Genomic DNA, 15,293 nt, shown 5'->3' with positions numbered 1-15,293 from the left:
GCGATCGTAGTGGTGCCCCGTCGATCGCCGGTCCGCGTGTGCCCGGAGGGGATGTGGCGAGGGCGCCGCGGGCATGGGGCCGTGGACCGTGAACACGGGAGAGGGGGAGGACACCGGCCGCTCGCTGTCAGCGAGGCGGCTCGGACGGAAGGGCCTGCGGGACGGCGCCGTCGGTCTTGGCGGCCTCGGCGACGGCCTCGGCGGCGGCTTCCTCGGCCTGCGCCGTGTCGCTGGCGGCCAGGGCGGTCATGTCGTCGTCGACAGGCTTCTCGCGGGTGGCCGGCGACCGGGGCAGCTGCTCGGTGAAGGCTTTGGACACGCCCTGGAGCGCCGAGGTGATCTCGCTCGGAATCACCCAGAAGTTGTTGCCCGAACCCTGCGCGAGCTGCGGCAGGGCCTGGAGGTACTGGTAGGCGAGCAGCTTGGGGTCGGGGTCGTTGCGGTGCACGGCCTGGAAGACCTCGTCGATGGCCCGGGACTGGCCCTCGGCCTGCAGGATCGCAGCGGTGCGGTTGCCCTCCGCGCGGAGGACGGCGGCCTGTTTGTCGCCTTCGGCGGTGAGGATCTGGGACTGGCGCTGCCCCTCGGCCCCGAGGACCGCGGCCCGCTTGTCCCGCTCGGCGCGCATCTGCTTCTGCATCGCGTCCTTGATGGTCTGCGGGGGGTCGATGGCCTTGATCTCCACCCGGTTGACCCGCAGCCCCCACTTGCCGGTGGCCTCGTCCAGCACACCGCGGAGCTGGCTGTTGATGGTGTCGCGCGAGGTGAGCGTCTTCTCCAGGTCCATGGAGCCGACGACGTTGCGCAAGGTGGTGACGGTCAGCTGCTCGACGGCCTGAAGGAAGTTCGCGATCTCGTAGAAGGCCGCCCGCGCGTCGGTGACCTGGAAATACAGGACGGTGTCGATCTCGACGACCAGGTTGTCCTCGGTGATGACCGGCTGCGGTTTGAAGGAGACGACCTGTTCCCGCAGGTCGATCACCGGGTGAACGCGATCGATGTAAGGAATGACGAGGTTGAGGCCGGGATTCAGCGTGCGGTAGTAGCGGCCGAGCCGCTCGACATTACGAGCGCGCGCCTGGGGAACGATGCGCACCGCCCGCACCACGGTGAAGATCGCGAACAGCGCGACGATCAGACCGGCGATGAGAAAAGCAGAGGTCTCCATGTTTTCAGTCCCGGGGGTAGACGAAAGCTGTGGTGCCGCTGATCTCTATGACGTCGACGGTCTTGCCGGGAGGAATCACCAGCGTCTCGTCGTAGGCGCGGGCCGTCCACTCCTCCCCGTCGATACGCACCCTGCCACCCAGGCCCGACACCTCCGAGATGACGTAGGCGGCCCTGCCGACCAGCGCGTCTATACCGAATCGCGCCGTCTGGGGCTGGAGTACGTGACGCACCGCGAGGGGGCGCACGAACAGCACGGTGACGGTGGCGACGACGGCGAACACCAGGAACTGCAAGGGCGGCGAAAGCCCCAGTGCGGCGCCCCCCGCCGTGACCAGTGCGGCGGCACTCAGCATTCCGAGCGCGGCGGTGAGGGTGAAGATCTCCGCCACAGCCAGCACGGCTGCGACGATCAACCAGATCAGCCACGGATCCATTGCGTACCTCTTCCGACCGGCGCGGGCGCGGAGGGCGTGGTCCCACCATTGGACCCCGAGAGGGGAGGGTCGCGGTACCCCTGAGGGGGGAAATCCTGCAGAACGAGCGGGGATGGGTGGTGCAACCCCCCGCCGCAATTGTTTATTTCGCAATTTACTCTTACTTTACCCGCTCTCGAAAGAGGCCCTCGCTTCCGGCGGGCCGTTTTCCTTTCCCGCGTGTGCCGTTCCTCCGGGCGGCGCGGGACACCAGCCGCCCCGCCGTCCCCGACGCCCGCACCCCGCCCACGCGACGGCCGGAGCTCCCGCCGGTCGATGCCGTGTGAGCGCGGCGGACCGCCGCAGGAGAAAAAACATGCCGCGCGGTGACATAGGCGCCGGGCCCTCGCACCGTCTGAGAGGTGTAACCAGCCACACCGACGATCTATGACTGGAGAACGGATGAGGACGAAGAGGCTCGTGCTGGCCGGAATCGCGGCCCTGGCCCTGGCCGGCGGAGGCGGTACGGCCCTTGCCGTGAACGGCGCGGCGCCGCCCGCCGCGGCCGGGGAGACGGCCGGCGGCCAGGCGCGGGAAGCGGCGGCCGTGCGGGCGTCCGCCGCGCCCGCCGCCTCCCGGACCGCCGGACCGCGCGTCGTGCAGCCCTACCAGCCGGTGGAGATCGGCCAGGGCGCGACGATGGGGCTCCTGCCGGAAGGCCGGCAGAACTACGTCGTCGCCTGGGAGGACTACGCCGGGTCCGTCGAGCGGGCCAAGGGATACGCCGGCGACAGCATCCGGCCCGACAGCCTCAGCGGCGGACTGCACACCGAGGGGGACGACGCGCTGTACACCGGCGCCTTCCGTACGGGCACGGTGCCGGCGCGCATCACCCTCCGGATCGACGGGGGCGCCGAGGTGGAGGCGGGCATGCTGCGGCTGCCCGGCGACCCGGGCTGGGGGACGTATCACTACGACGCCGCCGGTACCGGCGCGCCGCGGGAATCCGTCACGGTCACCGCGTACGGCCCGGACGGCTCGGTGCTCGCCGACCTGACGTTCCGGCCCTTCTCCGCCGGTCGCTGACGGCCCATCCGCCCGCGGGGCGGGACCGGGGCCACGCCGTCGTGCCGGTCGGGGGACGGCACGACGGCGGGCCCGTATCCCGCCGGCGGCAACCCGAGGACTCGATTGAAGACGAGCACGGAGGCGGACTTCCGGGCGTTCGTGGCCAGCCGATGGCCCAGAATGCTCCGGTCCGCCCACCTCCTGACAGGACACCACCACGACGCGGAGGACCTGGTCCAGGCCGCTCTGGCCAAGGCGTACGTGAGGTGGGAGCGCATACAGCGCACCGACGACCCCGATTCCTACGTCTGGCGCATCATGATCAACGCCAATGTGGACCGGCTGCGCCGCGCGAAGGTCCGCGAATGGCTGACCAACCGCTTCCCGGAACCGGCGGCCCCCGACCACGACGACACCGTCGCCGAGCGCAGCGCCGTACTCGACGCGCTCGCCCGGCTGTCGGCGAAGCAGCGCGCGGTGGTCGTGCTGCGCTACCTGGAGGACCGCAGCGAGACCGAGGTGGCACGACTGCTCGGTACCGGGGTCGGTACGGTACGCAGCCACACGGCCCGCGCGCTGCGCAAGCTCCGTGAGGAGGCGCTCGCGCCCGAACCGGCCGCACCCGCGGCGCACCGCAGCACGAAAGGGGCGCGGCAGCCGTGACCCACGACAAGCGACTCGGTGAGCTCCTCCGCGACGAGGCGGACGCGTTCCCCGTCGGCCCGGCTCCCGTCGACGACGTGCTGTGCAGGGGCCGTCGCCGCGCACGCCGCCGCCGTACGGCCGCCGCGGCCGGTGCGATCACCACGGTGACGGCGCTGCTGGCCTTCGGCGCGGCACACCTCACTCCGACCGTCACACCCGCTCCGGCCCCACCGGCCACTGCTCCGCCGCACCCCACGGCACCCGAGAAGTCCTGGCGGCCCCCGCGGACCGTGAACCCCTACGAACCCGTGCCGATCGGCCACGGCCTCAGCACGGCCCTGCTGCCCGACGGCAGGCAGAACTTCGTCGTGGGCGCCGGCGACATCGGCGAATCGGTCGAGCAGGCCCAAAAGCACCTCGGCGACAGCATCCGGCCCGACAGCTTCAGCTCCGGCACGTACGCCGTCGGCGACCACGTCCTCTTCCACGGTGCGTTCCGCACGGACATCCCACCGGCCGGGATCGACATCGCCCCCGACTCCGGACCGCGCCGCACCGCCACCGTGCTGAGCCTGCCGGGTGATCCGGGCTGGGGGACGTACTACGCCTTCGGTGACACCTCGACGGCGGACACCGGCTTCACGGTCACGGCGTACGCCGAGGACGGCGGCGTGCTGTTCGAGCAGCGCTTCGACGCCCCGCCCCGGGACTGAGAGCGGCCGCGACGCCGGCCCCGTCGCGGGAGACCGCCGGGAAGCCCGTGACGCCGGGCGGGTGGCGGGCAGGTAGCGCACGGCGATCTCGCGGTGGCCGGCCGGGTCCGGAGAGCGCAGCATGACTTCCTGGAGGGCGAGGGCGAGGGCGGTACGGCGTTCCCGGTCGTGGGCTTCGCGGAGTTGCTCGTTGAGGCCCTGGAGTTCCTGCGCCCGTGTGAACAGTTCGGCCTCCATCGCCTTGTACTCCCCTTTCAGGTCGTCCGGCCTGAGGTGGAGGGGACGGGTCAGCACGAACCCGGTCATGTCCTCCACCCGGTGGATGACCCACTGCACCTCTCCGTCGGCTCCGAGGACGGGCGTGTTGACGGGCGACCACCACTTCTCCTGGAACACTCCCGGACGGCCGGAGACCGGGATGTCGTACTTCTGCACCGCCATCGTGTCCGGTTCCTTCGAGCGGACGACCCGTTGCAGGGAGGCCTGCGGATTGCGCATCCCGTCGGCGTCCGGGTCTGCCGGATTCTCCGGGTGGACGACGAAGAGGCGCCGGCCGAGCAGCTCTTCCCGGGTCCGGCTCGTGGCCCGCAGAGAGGCCTCGTCGACCTCGACGATCACCAGGTCGGGGTCCAGCACCAGATAAGGACTGGGCGTCACGGCGAACAGCGCCCGGTAGTCGATCTGCGGTGTGGTCACACCTGCTCTCCTGCCCCGTTCCGCTGCCCCGTTCCCGATTCCCGGCCATGCGTTCAGCCGTGAGCGGTGATCTGCGGACAGAGGCCGGGACGACGAGGGCCGGGACACGTCGAAGGGCCCCACCGCAGGCGGTGGGGCCCTTCGACTCCGTGCCAGGTGAGGCACTGGCGGAGGATATGGGATTCGAACTCGTGGGGGGTCGCCCCCCAAGGACGATCGTGTCCGGCATCGGCTTCTCCGGGTCGTCCACGTCCGAGGCGACGACGGTGACCTGCCCCTTCTGCTGTCGCGCGACGACGGCGAGCGCTGCGTCGATCGCGCACGTGTGGCCGCACCCCGGGCCGCCCCGCGACCGGTTTGTGTGTACGAACCTTCGTTCATGAACTCTCTGGGAAATCTTCCGCAACCTTTTGTTACGTGTGTCTGTCTGGTTAACACAAAGATGTTCAAGGGAGCATGAAGAGGAGCCCATCACGTGACCGTGCGTTCCTTCACCCGGCGGATGCGACCGCGAGTCGAGCGGAAGGCCGCCGAAAGTGTGTGGCAGCTGCGTACCATGCGGCGGCGCCGCAGGGCAGCGGTCACGGACCCGGTGCTCCGCCCGGTGGCGGTGCGCGGCCAGCAGCTCTACGGGCGGGTCGTGACGCGGTTCAGCGCCGCCGAGGCGGCCGCCGCCAACCTCGGCCTGGTCGTCGCCGCGCTGGAGCAGGAAGGCATCCCCTACTTCCTGGTACCGGCCTCGCGTACGCGCCACACGGTCGGCGTGAACGCCGTCGACCGGGAGCGTCTCCTCGCCACCCTCGAGGCGCAGAACGCGGGGAAGGCGGTGTTCATCGGCAGACCGCTGCCCGGCGCGAAACTCAAGCACCCCGCACTGTTCATGGACGGTGTACTGCCGGCCGCTTTACGTACGGCCCCCATACTGCGGATCGGGGAGAACCACCTCGGGCCCTCGGGCCAGCTGCTCGCCGGGCCGGAGCTCGCCTGCGACGTCGAGTTCTGGGAGGACGGGGCACAGCTCCTCGCCACCGACGACGGGCCTCGCCGGCTGGCCAAGGTGCAGCCGCAGGCGTCCGAGGACATCTTCGCCGAGTCCCTCGTCGCACCGCGGAACAACGGCATCACGGACGTACTGCCGGCGTCCGAGCAGAAGCCGGCCACGGTACGGGTCGGCGACCGGGAGCTGCCGAGCTTCGTCCCGCTGACCCTGCCGACCATGGACGACGTGACCTTCCCCGTCGACGTCGTCTACACCTGGGTGGACGGAGAGGAGCCGGAGATGCGGGCCAAGCGGGCCCGGTACCAGGAGCGCGGCATCGCCGAGATCCTGGACAAGGAGACCAACGCCTCCCGCTACACCAGCCATGACGAGCTGAAGTACTCGCTGCGCTCACTCGCGATGTACGCCGACTTCGTCCGGCACATCTACATCGTGACCGACGGCCAGAAGCCGCACTGGCTCGACGACCGGGCCCCGGGGATCACGGTCGTCGACCATCGCGACATCTTCCCGCAGGGCGTCCTGCCGGTGTTCAACTCGCACGCGATCGAGACCCGGCTGCACCACATACCGGGTCTGTCGGAGCACTACCTCTACTTCAACGACGACGTGTTCGTCGGTCGCCGGGTCACCGCGGAGCACTTCTTCCACGGCAGCGGTCTGATGAAGATTCCGGTGTCCCCGCTCAAGATAGGCGTCGGCAAGCCGCACGCCGAGGAGACGGCCACCAACTCCGCGAGCAAGAACGTCCGCCGGTTGCTGTTCGAGGAGTTCGGGCGGATGACGACGAACAACTTCATGCACACCCCACTGCCGCAGCGGCGTAGGACACTGCAGGCCCTAGAGGAGATCTTCCCGGAGGACATCCGTCGCACCACGGCGTCCCGCTTCCGCTCGCCGCAGGACATCGCCGTGACGGCCCCGCTGCTCTACCAGTACGCGCTCATGACCGGCCACGGCACGCCGGGGAAGTACAACTTCCGGTATGTGAACATCAGCCGGCCGGACGCCGAACGACGCCTGGCCGATCTGCGCCGCAACCGCCGCTTCGACTTCTTCTGCCTCAACGACGTCGATGTGCAGCCCGAGGAGCGGGAGCAGGTCGGCGTCCGGATGAGCGAGTTCCTGGAGCACTACTTTCCCTTCGCGAGCCCCTTCGAGAAGCAGAAGTGACGGGGCCGGGGGGCATGGACATCCGTCACCGTCTCGGAGCGCTCGGAGGCATGCGGGCCGTCCGGGACTTCCTGGTGCGCCTGAGGCTCTGGCTGTCGGCCCGGCTCTGGGCGCTGTGTGCGGCCCGGGCTCGACGGCGCCTGCGGGCCACTGTCCCCGGACTCCGCCGGGTCACCTTCGGACCCGTACGGTTATACGGCCGTACGGTCGCCGACTACACCGCCGCGGACGCCGCCGAAGCCGACCTCGACCGGGTGTGCGCCCTGCTGGAAGGGCTCGGCGTCCCGTACTTCCTGGTCCCCGCCGACCACGGGCACGGCGCGCCGCGGCAGGTCATCGGGGTCGAGGAGACGTACCGCGGCATGCTCCTCTCGCAGGCCGCCCGGCGCTTCACCGGCACCGTCGGGTACGTCGGCACCGTCGGACCGGACGGCGCCGTGACGAAAGCGGCGCTGTGGGCCGACGGGAAGCTGCCGCGGGCGCTGAGGCGGGCCGCGGTGCTCCGCACCGGCGTGGTGCGCCTCGGCCCGGGAGGACAGGTGCTCACCGGCCTCGAAACGGGGTGCGACATCGAGTTCTGGCGCCACGGCCGTGACCTCGGCACCCCGGCCGCGGACCCCTCCTGGCTCACCGTGCCCGGCAGCAGCCTGCCGGACGTCTTCGGCCCGGCGCTCGTCGCCCCGCGCCGCAACCCCGTGTCGGAAGTGCTTCCGGTGACGGCGCAGCGGCCCGCCACGGTGGAGTGCCGCCACCGCCGCGTGCCGACGTTCGCCCCGTTCGCCGAGCCGGGCATCGACGAGGTGTGCTTCCCCGTCGACGCCGTGTACACCTGGGTCGACGGCGACGACCCGGCCATGGCCGCGAAGCGCCGCGCCCACCAGGCGCTCTCCGACCGTGGCATCGCTCCGCGCGAGACCGGCGCCTCCCGCTACACCAGCCATGACGAACTGAAGTACGCACTGCGCTCGCTGCAGATGTACGCCGACTTCGTCCGGCACGTCTACCTCGTGACCGACTCCCAGATCCCCCACTGGCTGGACCCGGACGCGGAGGGCCTGACCGTGGTCGACCACCGGGACATCCTCCCGGCCGACGCGCTTCCCGTCTTCAACTCGCACGCGATAGAGAGCCGGCTGCACCACATACCGGGTCTGTCGGAGCACTACCTCTACTTCAACGACGACGTCTTCATCAACCGCCCGGTACGGGCCGAGCACTTCTTCCACGGCAACGGCATCGCCCGGATCCCGCTGTCCCCGCTGAAGCTCGGCGTCGGTTCCCCGCACCCCCTGGAACCGGCCCCGAATTCCGCCGGCAAGAACGCCCGCGAGGTGATCAACCGCTTCCACGGCAGACACATCACCCACAAGTCGTTGCACACTCCCCATCCCCAGCTGTGTTCGGTCATGCGGGAGATGGAGAGCCTCGGCATCGAGGAACTCGAGCGGACCTCCTACTCGCGCTTCCGCTCCACCTCCGACGTCGCTCCGGCGTCCACGCTCCACCACCACTGGGCGATCGCGACCGGCCGGGCCGTTCCGGCCGACTACCGCTTCCGCTATGTGCAACTGGGCACATCGGACATGCGGCGGCGCCTGGCCCGCCTCGCGGCCGGGGAGGACATCGACTTCTTCTGCCTCAACGACGTGGACACCGCCCCGGAGGCCAGGCCGGCGGCCCGGACCGCCCTCCGCGTCTTCCTGGAGCGGAAGTACCCGTTCCCGAGCCGCTTCGAAGGAGCGGCCCGGCCCGTCTCGCGCCCGGTCGCGCCGCTCACGGCGAGCCCTCTGCCGCAGCCGAGGCCGAAGGAAGCACGGCTGCGCGAGTGACACGGTCCGCCGGTGCCATTCGTGCCGGTGCCGGCCGACGGCCGGCGTGCTCACCGCCGGCCGTGGAGACCTGCCAGGTCCACGAGCCGGGCGCCCGGTGAGGTCTCGATCGCCCAAGCCGTCCGGGGATGCCCGGGAACACCCTCGGGGACAAAAACCAGGGCAACGAGAGCCGGGCAAAGTCGAAGGGCCCCACCGCAAGCGGTGGGGCCCTTCGACTTCGTGCCCGGTGAGGCACTGGCGGAGGATACGAGATTCGAACTCGTGAGGGGTTGCCCCCAACACGCTTTCCAAGCGTGCGCCCTAGGCCACTAGGCGAATCCTCCGGGAGGAACATTACATGACCGGAAGGAGTGCTTGCGAACTCGTTCCGCCCCCGCGACATGGGGTAACCTGTGCGCAGCCCCTCACGCGGCGCTATCTGACTGAACTCCCCCAGGGCCGGAAGGCAGCAAGGGTAGGTCGGCTCTGGCGGGTGCGTGGGGGGCGCTTGCGTGTACGGCCCCGTCGCCGGGCGGGGCGGGGCGGGTTGTCGGTGGGCGCCTATAACCTCGTAGACGTGTCGTCTCTCGCGCTGTACCGCCGCTATCGCCCGGAGTCGTTCGCCGAGGTCATCGGGCAGGAGCATGTCACCGACCCGTTGCAGCAGGCGCTGCGGAACAACCGGGTCAATCACGCGTACCTGTTCAGCGGTCCGCGAGGCTGCGGAAAGACGACCAGCGCGCGCATCCTCGCCCGGTGCCTGAACTGCGAGCAGGGTCCTACGCCGACCCCGTGCGGTCAGTGCCAGTCCTGTCAGGACCTCGCGCGCAACGGGCCCGGTTCGATCGACGTCATCGAGATCGACGCCGCTTCCCACGGTGGTGTGGACGACGCCCGTGACCTGCGCGAGAAGGCATTCTTCGGGCCCGCCCACAGCCGGTACAAGATCTACATCATCGACGAGGCCCACATGGTCTCCCCGCAGGGCTTCAACGCGCTGCTCAAGGTCGTCGAGGAGCCCCCGGAGCACCTGAAGTTCATCTTCGCGACCACCGAGCCCGAGAAGGTCATCGGGACGATCCGGTCGCGTACGCACCACTATCCGTTCCGGCTGGTGCCGCCCGGCGTCCTGCGGGAGTACCTCGGCGAGGTGTGCGGGCGGGAGAACAGTCCCGTCGAGGAGGGAGTGCTGCCGCTCGTCGTGCGGGCCGGCGCGGGCTCCGTGCGTGACTCCATGTCCGTCATGGACCAGCTGCTCGCGAGCGCCGGTCCCGACGGTGTGACGTACGCCATGGCCACCTCCCTGCTCGGGTACACGGACGGCTCGCTGCTCGACTCCGTGGTCGAGGCCTTCGCCACGGGTGACGGTGCCGCGGCCTTCGAGGTCGTCGACCACGTGATCGAAGGGGGCAACGACCCGCGGCGGTTCGTCACCGACCTGCTCGAGCGGCTCCGGGACCTGGTGATCCTCGCCGCGGTCCCGGACGCCGCGGAGAAGGGGCTCATCGACGTTCCCGCCGATGTCATCGAGCGGATGCAGGCCCAGGCCGGCATCTTCGGCGCCGCCGAACTCAGCCGTGCCGCCGACCTCGTCAACGAGGGGCTCACCGAGATGAGGGGCGCCACCTCGCCCCGGCTCCAGCTCGAGCTGATCTGCGCGCGCGTGCTGCTGCCCGCCGCGTACGGCGACGAGCGGTCGGTCATGGCCCGCCTGGACCGGATCGAGCGCGGTGTGAACTTCTCGGCGGGCGGTTCCGCGGCCGGTGTGCCCGCCATGGGGTACGTGCCCGGTGCCGAGGGGCACGGCGGTGGCGCGGGAGCGCCGGCTCCGCCGGGGGGCGGCCCGGCCGCGGCCCGGGCGGCGGTACGGGGGCAGGGCGCCCTCGCGCCCGATCAGCCTCAGCAGCCCGTGCAGGGGCCGGGGGCGGCGGCTGCCGCGGCTCATCAGCCTCCGGCCGCGGCACCTGCATCTGCACCCGCGCCTGCACCTCCTGTGCCCCCTGCACCGGCTCCGGTGGCTTCGGTTCAGGCTCCCGCCGCGGCACCGAGTGAGCCCGCGCCGCCCAGCGCGCCGGCTCCCGGTGCCTGGCCCACCGCCGCCTCCGCCGGGGGCGGGCGGCGGCCCGGTGGCTGGCCCACGGCTGCCGCGGCGGGAGGCGGACACGCCCCGGCCGCTCCGAGCGCCCCTGCCCCCACCCCGGCGCCCGCACCCGCGTCCGCGCCCCCGTCGGCCCCCGCGCCCTCCGGAGGAGGCGGCAGCGGGCCCGACCCCAGGATGCTCTGGCCGAACATCCTGGAAGTGGTCAAGAACCGTCGTCGCTTCACCTGGATTCTGCTCAGCCAGAACGCCCAGGTGACCGGGTTCGACGGGACGACCCTCCAGATCGGCTTCGTGAACTCCGGCGCGCGGGACAACTTCCTGAGCAGCGGCAGCGAGGACGTGCTGCGGCAGGCCCTGGCCGAGCAGTTCAACGTGCAGTGGAAGATCGAGGCCGTGATCGACCCCTCCGGGGGCGGCGCGGCGGCTCCGGCCCCGGGCTCCGGCCCCGTCGGCGGCCGTGGCGGCGGTGCGGGATACGGCTCCGGCAGTGGTGCCGGGGGCACGGGCGGCGGGTACGGGGGTGCGGGCGCCGGTGCCGGCCAGCGCCCCGGCGCCTCCCAGCCGTCGGGTCCCTCGGGGGCCTCGGGCCCGGCTGCCCCGGCCGGTCCTTCCGCCTCCGCACAGTCGGGCGGCGCCCCGACGGCCTCCTCCGCACCCGCGCCTGCTCCCGGCCCGGCGTCCCGGCCCTACGCCCCGGAGCCGCCGCCTCCCGTCTCCCCCGAGGACGACATCCCGGAGGACGACGACCCCGACCTGGACGAATCGGCCCTCTCCGGGAAGGAACTGATCGTCCGGGAACTCGGCGCGACGGTGGTCGAGGAGATCACGAACGAGTAGAGCGGCCCGGCGGGAGCGCCCGGCGGGAGCGCCCGGCGGCAGCGCCCCGGTGACCCGGGTGGGGCCTGCCCGTCCGGCGTCCGGGTTGGAGGAAGCCACGAACAGGTTCGGCCCGGTCCTTCGGAAGCCCGTACAAAGCGAACCCCCGGCTCCCGTTAGGCTGACCCCGTGAAGGTCCTCGTCATCGGCAGCGGTGCCCGCGAACACGCCCTGTGCCGCTCCCTGTCCCTCGATCCCGACGTCACCGCGCTGCACTGCGCTCCCGGCAACGCCGGTATCGCCGAGGTCGCCGAGCTGCACCGGGTCGACGCCCTGGACGGTGCGGCCGTGTCCGCGCTGGCCGCACGGCTCGGTGCGGACCTCGTGGTGGTCGGCCCGGAGGCCCCCCTCGTCGCCGGTGTGGCCGACGCCGTGCGCGACGCGGGCATCCCCGCCTTCGGCCCCTCGAAGGAGGCCGCGCAGCTCGAGGGCTCCAAGGCCTTCGCGAAGGACGTCATGGCGGGAGCCGGCGTGCCCACGGCGCGGTCGTACGTCTGCACGACTCCCGACGAGGCCGCCACCGCCCTCGACGCCTTCGGCGCGCCGTACGTCGTCAAGGACGACGGGCTCGCCGCCGGCAAGGGCGTGGTCGTCACCGACGACATCGAGGAGGCCAAGGCGCACGCCGACGCCTGCAGGCAGGTCGTCATCGAGGAGTACCTGGACGGCCCCGAGGTCTCCCTGTTCGCCGTGACCGACGGCGTGACCGTGCTGCCCCTCCAGCCCGCCCAGGACTTCAAGCGCGCGCTGGACGGCGACGCGGGCCCCAACACCGGCGGCATGGGCGCGTACTCCCCGCTGCCGTGGGCCGATCCGAAGCTGGTCGACGAGGTCGTGCAGTCGGTGCTCCAGCCGACCGTCGACGAGCTGCGGCGGCGCGGAACCCCGTTCTCCGGTCTGCTCTACGCAGGTCTCGCGATCACCTCGCGCGGCGTCCGCGTGATCGAGTTCAACGCCCGTTTCGGCGACCCCGAGACGCAGGTCGTGCTGGCCCGGCTGAAGACCCCGCTGGCCGGGGTGCTGATGGCCGCCGCCACCGGCAATCTCGCCGATCTGGAGCCGCTGCGCTGGAGCGACGACGCCGCCGTCACGGTCGTCGTCGCCTCGCACAACTACCCCGGCACCCCGCGCACCGGCGACCCCGTCACCGGCCTGGACGAGGTCGCCGCGCAGGACGCCCCGCACGCGTACGTGCTGCACGCGGGGACGAAGCGCGAGGGCGACGCGACCGTCAGCGCGGGTGGCCGGGTGCTGTCCGTCACGGCGACCGGTGAGGACCTCACCGAGGCACGCGAGCGTGCCTACCGCGCGGTGGCCCGCCTCCGCCTCGACGGTTCCCAGCACCGTACGGACATCGCCGCGGAAGCGGCCGAGGCGGCGAAGACCGCGTAAGGGCGCCCGCGCGTCCCGGCGCAGGCCGGCCGTGCGGACGCCGTCGGACCGCGCCGTGAACGGCACGAAACCCCAGGGGCCCCGGATCCGTCTCGGAATCCGGGGCCCGATCCTTGCCGTCCGTCATCCACCTTTCCCCTGAGCCATTCCATCGAGTGACCGATGCGCTATCCGGCTGACGAGGGCCGGACCCCCAACTAGGGTGCCGCGCAAGCGTTCCGGCACTTGGCCCACCGGCATTGCGATGTCAGTGGCGGGTGCCACAGTGGGGGGAGTGGGCAACGCCGGGACAGCGTCAGAACCGTCGGGAGGGGGGTGAGGCGGGGTCATGAGCGGAGGCGGCATGAGCAGTGAGGCGGGCGTGCAGGCCGCGCGTTCACGGGCGCTCGCGGTGCTGCGCCTGCGCGGCAGGGCACTGGCCGTCGCCCTGCTGCCCGCGGCCGTCGCCGTGATCCTGCTCGCCGGCGTCCCCACCGGCCATTTCACCGGCACCGGCTGGGACATCGCCCGCTGGACGCTCACACCGCTCGCGGTGCTGGTCCTGCTCGCCGCCACCGGGGTCGCCCTGGTCGTGGCCCGTGCCCGGCCCGCCATGAGTCCGACGGTCGCGATCGCCGAGGAGGCCGCCCCGGACCTGTACCGGATGGTGCGCGACCTCGCCGACCGGCTCGCCGTCCCCGTTCCGTCCGCGATAGCGCTCACCCCCGACTGCGACAGCTGGCTGGAGGACCGCACCCACCCGGCGCACCGCCGTCCCCCGCCCGCCGAGGAGCACGGCGACATAGCGGACACGGGCCGGCATCCGCACCGCCGGGCCGTCGCCGCACCCGTGCTGGTGATCGGCTCCCCGTTCCTGTGGTGGATGCGCGTCGGCGAGCTGCGCGCGGTCCTCGCGCCGGTCGTCGCCGGCACGGGGCCTTCGGCGCATCCGGACATAGCCGCCGCCCGGCGCTTCGTCCGCGGTCTCGACGCGGCGGTGGCCGTGACCTCGGAGCACCGCCGCGGGCCGGTGTTCCGCACGGTGTTCGCGGGCGTCGGCTGGATCGCGCGGGCGCTGCTGCGCAGCTGCCGGGTCCATGCCGCGGAGATGGAGCGCGGGGTCGCCGCGGCGGCGGCCGAGCGTGCCCATGCGGTGGACTACGGACTGCGGATCGTCGCCCAGGAGCAGGTGGGACTGGCGTACGCGGGCTGGGACCGGCTGCTCACCCGGGTCGCGCTGCCCGCCTGGCGGATGGGCCGCTGGCCCTCGCGGCTCAATGCGGGGGTGGTGGCCGCGCTCACCGAACTGTCCCGCCGTGACCGGCTGGCCGAGGGATTCGCCTCCCGCCTCGGCGAGCGCCCCGCCTGCGACCTGCTCGAGGAGCCCGGCACGGTGGACGAGGCCGCCTCCCTCCTCGCCGCCCGCCTCTTCCACGGCGGCCCCGCCGGGCGCGGACCGGACTGGTCGCCGGTCCACTGGGGCGACTACCCGGAGGAGGTCGTCGACCGCAAGTGGCGTACGGACGCGGCCCGCCTCCACCGCGTCCTGGACGCCCTCGGCGTACGCCCCGGCGCCGGCGCGGAGAGCCCGGGGCCCGACGGCCCGACGCTCTCCCGCGTCCTCGACCACCTGACGGATCCCGGCCCGGACCCGCGCCCGGACCCGGACTCCCGTGCGGAACGGCCTCCGCACGCGTCCCCGCCCGCCGGCGGGGAACGCGGGACAGGCGGCGAACGAGAAGCCGCCCCCGTCGCCGGAGCCGACCCGGACGACGACGAGGACCTCGTCGGTACCACCCCGCGCAGCGCGGCCCTGGCCGCCCGTATCAGCGCCGAAGTGGTCCGCGAGGGCGCGGCGGCCACCGCGCGAGCCGCCTCGGCCGCGAACGCTCCGACGGCCCCGACGGCTCCGGGTGCGCTGACCGCCCAGGCCCTGCCGGCCGCGCCGGCCGACCCCACTTCCCTCTGGGACGACCGGGCGCTGCCCCTGCTCCCCCTCCAGCCCCCGCGCACCGGGCGCGAACTGCTCGCCGACCACATCACGGCGATGGTCTGCTGCGCGGCCATGGACACCACGGGCGCGACCCCCGGGCTCGACTGGCTCGACGGACCGACTCTCCTCGTGGGCGGCGTACGCGTCACGGACCTGCCCGCCCGGGTCATGATGCTGATCGAGGACGGCGACCCCACGGCCCTCCGCCTGTGGCTGGCACGGCAGGGCATACGCCCGGAGAAGCCGGTCCGGCTCGTCTGAGC

General features: G+C 72.2%; 10 protein-coding genes, 1 tRNA gene, 1 other RNA gene and 1 pseudogene. 9 read left to right on the top strand and 4 right to left on the bottom strand.

All coding sequences use genetic code 11. The features are described from left to right. Positions 1-127: 127 nt before the first annotated feature. Positions 128-1,168 (bottom strand): SPFH domain-containing protein, encoded by a 1,041-nt coding sequence (locus ACIF80_RS30040; protein WP_399810339.1) that lies wholly within the window; start codon positions 1,166-1,168, stop codon positions 128-130. Positions 1,169-1,172: 4 nt separating this feature from the next. Next, on the bottom strand, positions 1,173-1,604 hold the full coding sequence (locus ACIF80_RS30035) for an NfeD family protein (RefSeq protein ID WP_399810337.1): 432 nt from the start codon (positions 1,602-1,604) through the stop codon (positions 1,173-1,175). Positions 1,605-2,045: 441 nt separating this feature from the next. Here ACIF80_RS30035 and ACIF80_RS30030 point away from each other — a divergent pair, with 441 nt between their 5' ends. The 3 genes from ACIF80_RS30030 (at position 2,046) to ACIF80_RS30020 (ending at position 4,009) form a co-directional block, all read left to right on the top strand. Further along, complete coding sequence (locus ACIF80_RS30030) at positions 2,046-2,669, top strand: hypothetical protein (protein ID WP_399810336.1); 624 nt, start codon at positions 2,046-2,048, stop codon at positions 2,667-2,669. 105 nt (positions 2,670-2,774) lie between these two features. Then, positions 2,775-3,314, top strand: coding sequence for a SigE family RNA polymerase sigma factor (locus ACIF80_RS30025; RefSeq protein WP_399810334.1), 540 nt, complete (start codon positions 2,775-2,777; stop codon positions 3,312-3,314). Continuing rightward, a complete protein-coding gene (locus ACIF80_RS30020; RefSeq protein WP_399810332.1) occupies positions 3,311-4,009 on the top strand; it encodes a hypothetical protein in 699 nt (232 codons plus the stop codon). The genes ACIF80_RS30025 and ACIF80_RS30020 overlap by 4 nt, the downstream gene beginning before the upstream one ends. 309 nt (positions 4,010-4,318) lie before the next feature. On the opposite strand, the pseudogene ACIF80_RS30015 reads toward ACIF80_RS30020, so the two are convergent. Then, positions 4,319-5,086, bottom strand: a pseudogene (locus ACIF80_RS30015) (PAS domain-containing protein); the annotation flags it as partial. A gap of 94 nt (positions 5,087-5,180) precedes the next feature. Here ACIF80_RS30015 and ACIF80_RS30010 point away from each other — a divergent pair. Both ACIF80_RS30010 and ACIF80_RS30005 read left to right on the top strand, forming a co-directional pair. Continuing rightward, complete coding sequence (locus ACIF80_RS30010; RefSeq protein WP_399810330.1) at positions 5,181-6,878, top strand: stealth family protein; 1,698 nt, start codon at positions 5,181-5,183, stop codon at positions 6,876-6,878. Between the two features lie 14 nt (positions 6,879-6,892). Continuing rightward, positions 6,893-8,707, top strand: coding sequence for a stealth family protein (locus tag ACIF80_RS30005; RefSeq protein ID WP_399810328.1), 1,815 nt, complete (start codon positions 6,893-6,895; stop codon positions 8,705-8,707). Positions 8,708-8,945: 238 nt separating this feature from the next. Here the strand turns inward: ACIF80_RS30005 and ACIF80_RS30000 are convergent. Continuing rightward, positions 8,946-9,033 (bottom strand) — tRNA-Ser (locus ACIF80_RS30000). Positions 9,034-9,105: 72 nt separating this feature from the next. Between ACIF80_RS30000 and ffs the strand changes: the two genes are divergently transcribed. The 4 genes from ffs (at position 9,106) to ACIF80_RS29980 (ending at position 15,291) form a co-directional block, all read left to right on the top strand. Beyond that, positions 9,106-9,204: signal recognition particle sRNA small type (gene ffs, locus ACIF80_RS29995), an RNA gene on the top strand. Positions 9,205-9,266: 62 nt separating this feature from the next. Continuing rightward, the gene (locus ACIF80_RS29990; protein ID WP_399810327.1) at positions 9,267-11,627 is read left to right on the top strand and encodes a DNA polymerase III subunit gamma and tau; all 2,361 of its coding nucleotides are present in this window, start codon (positions 9,267-9,269) and stop codon (positions 11,625-11,627) included. A gap of 168 nt (positions 11,628-11,795) precedes the next feature. Then, positions 11,796-13,058 (top strand): phosphoribosylamine--glycine ligase, encoded by a 1,263-nt coding sequence (purD, locus tag ACIF80_RS29985; protein ID WP_399810325.1) that lies wholly within the window; start codon positions 11,796-11,798, stop codon positions 13,056-13,058. Between the two features lie 343 nt (positions 13,059-13,401). After that, positions 13,402-15,291 (top strand): hypothetical protein, encoded by a 1,890-nt coding sequence (locus tag ACIF80_RS29980; RefSeq protein ID WP_399810324.1) that lies wholly within the window; start codon positions 13,402-13,404, stop codon positions 15,289-15,291. Positions 15,292-15,293 lie beyond the last annotated feature (2 nt).

The sequence above is a fragment of the Streptomyces sp. NPDC085927 genome (assembly GCF_044540975.1).
GTDB classification, from domain to species: domain Bacteria; phylum Actinomycetota; class Actinomycetes; order Streptomycetales; family Streptomycetaceae; genus Streptomyces; species Streptomyces hirsutus.
The sequence above is the reverse complement of the archived record's forward strand: the minus strand, read 5'-3'. Positions and strand labels throughout refer to the sequence as shown.

Excerpts from the sequence above, each read along its gene's own strand:
- ACIF80_RS30040 (WP_399810339.1), bottom strand. The coding sequence starts at position 1,168 with ATGGAGACCTCTGCTTTTCTCATCGCCGGTCTGATCGTCGCGCTGTTC.
- ACIF80_RS30035 (WP_399810337.1), bottom strand. The coding sequence starts at position 1,604 with ATGGATCCGTGGCTGATCTGGTTGATCGTCGCAGCCGTGCTGGCTGTG.
- ACIF80_RS30030 (WP_399810336.1), top strand. The coding sequence starts at position 2,046 with ATGAGGACGAAGAGGCTCGTGCTGGCCGGAATCGCGGCCCTGGCCCTG.
- ACIF80_RS30005 (WP_399810328.1), top strand. The coding sequence starts at position 6,893 with ATGGACATCCGTCACCGTCTCGGAGCGCTCGGAGGCATGCGGGCCGTC.
- ACIF80_RS29980 (WP_399810324.1), top strand. The coding sequence starts at position 13,402 with ATGAGCAGTGAGGCGGGCGTGCAGGCCGCGCGTTCACGGGCGCTCGCG.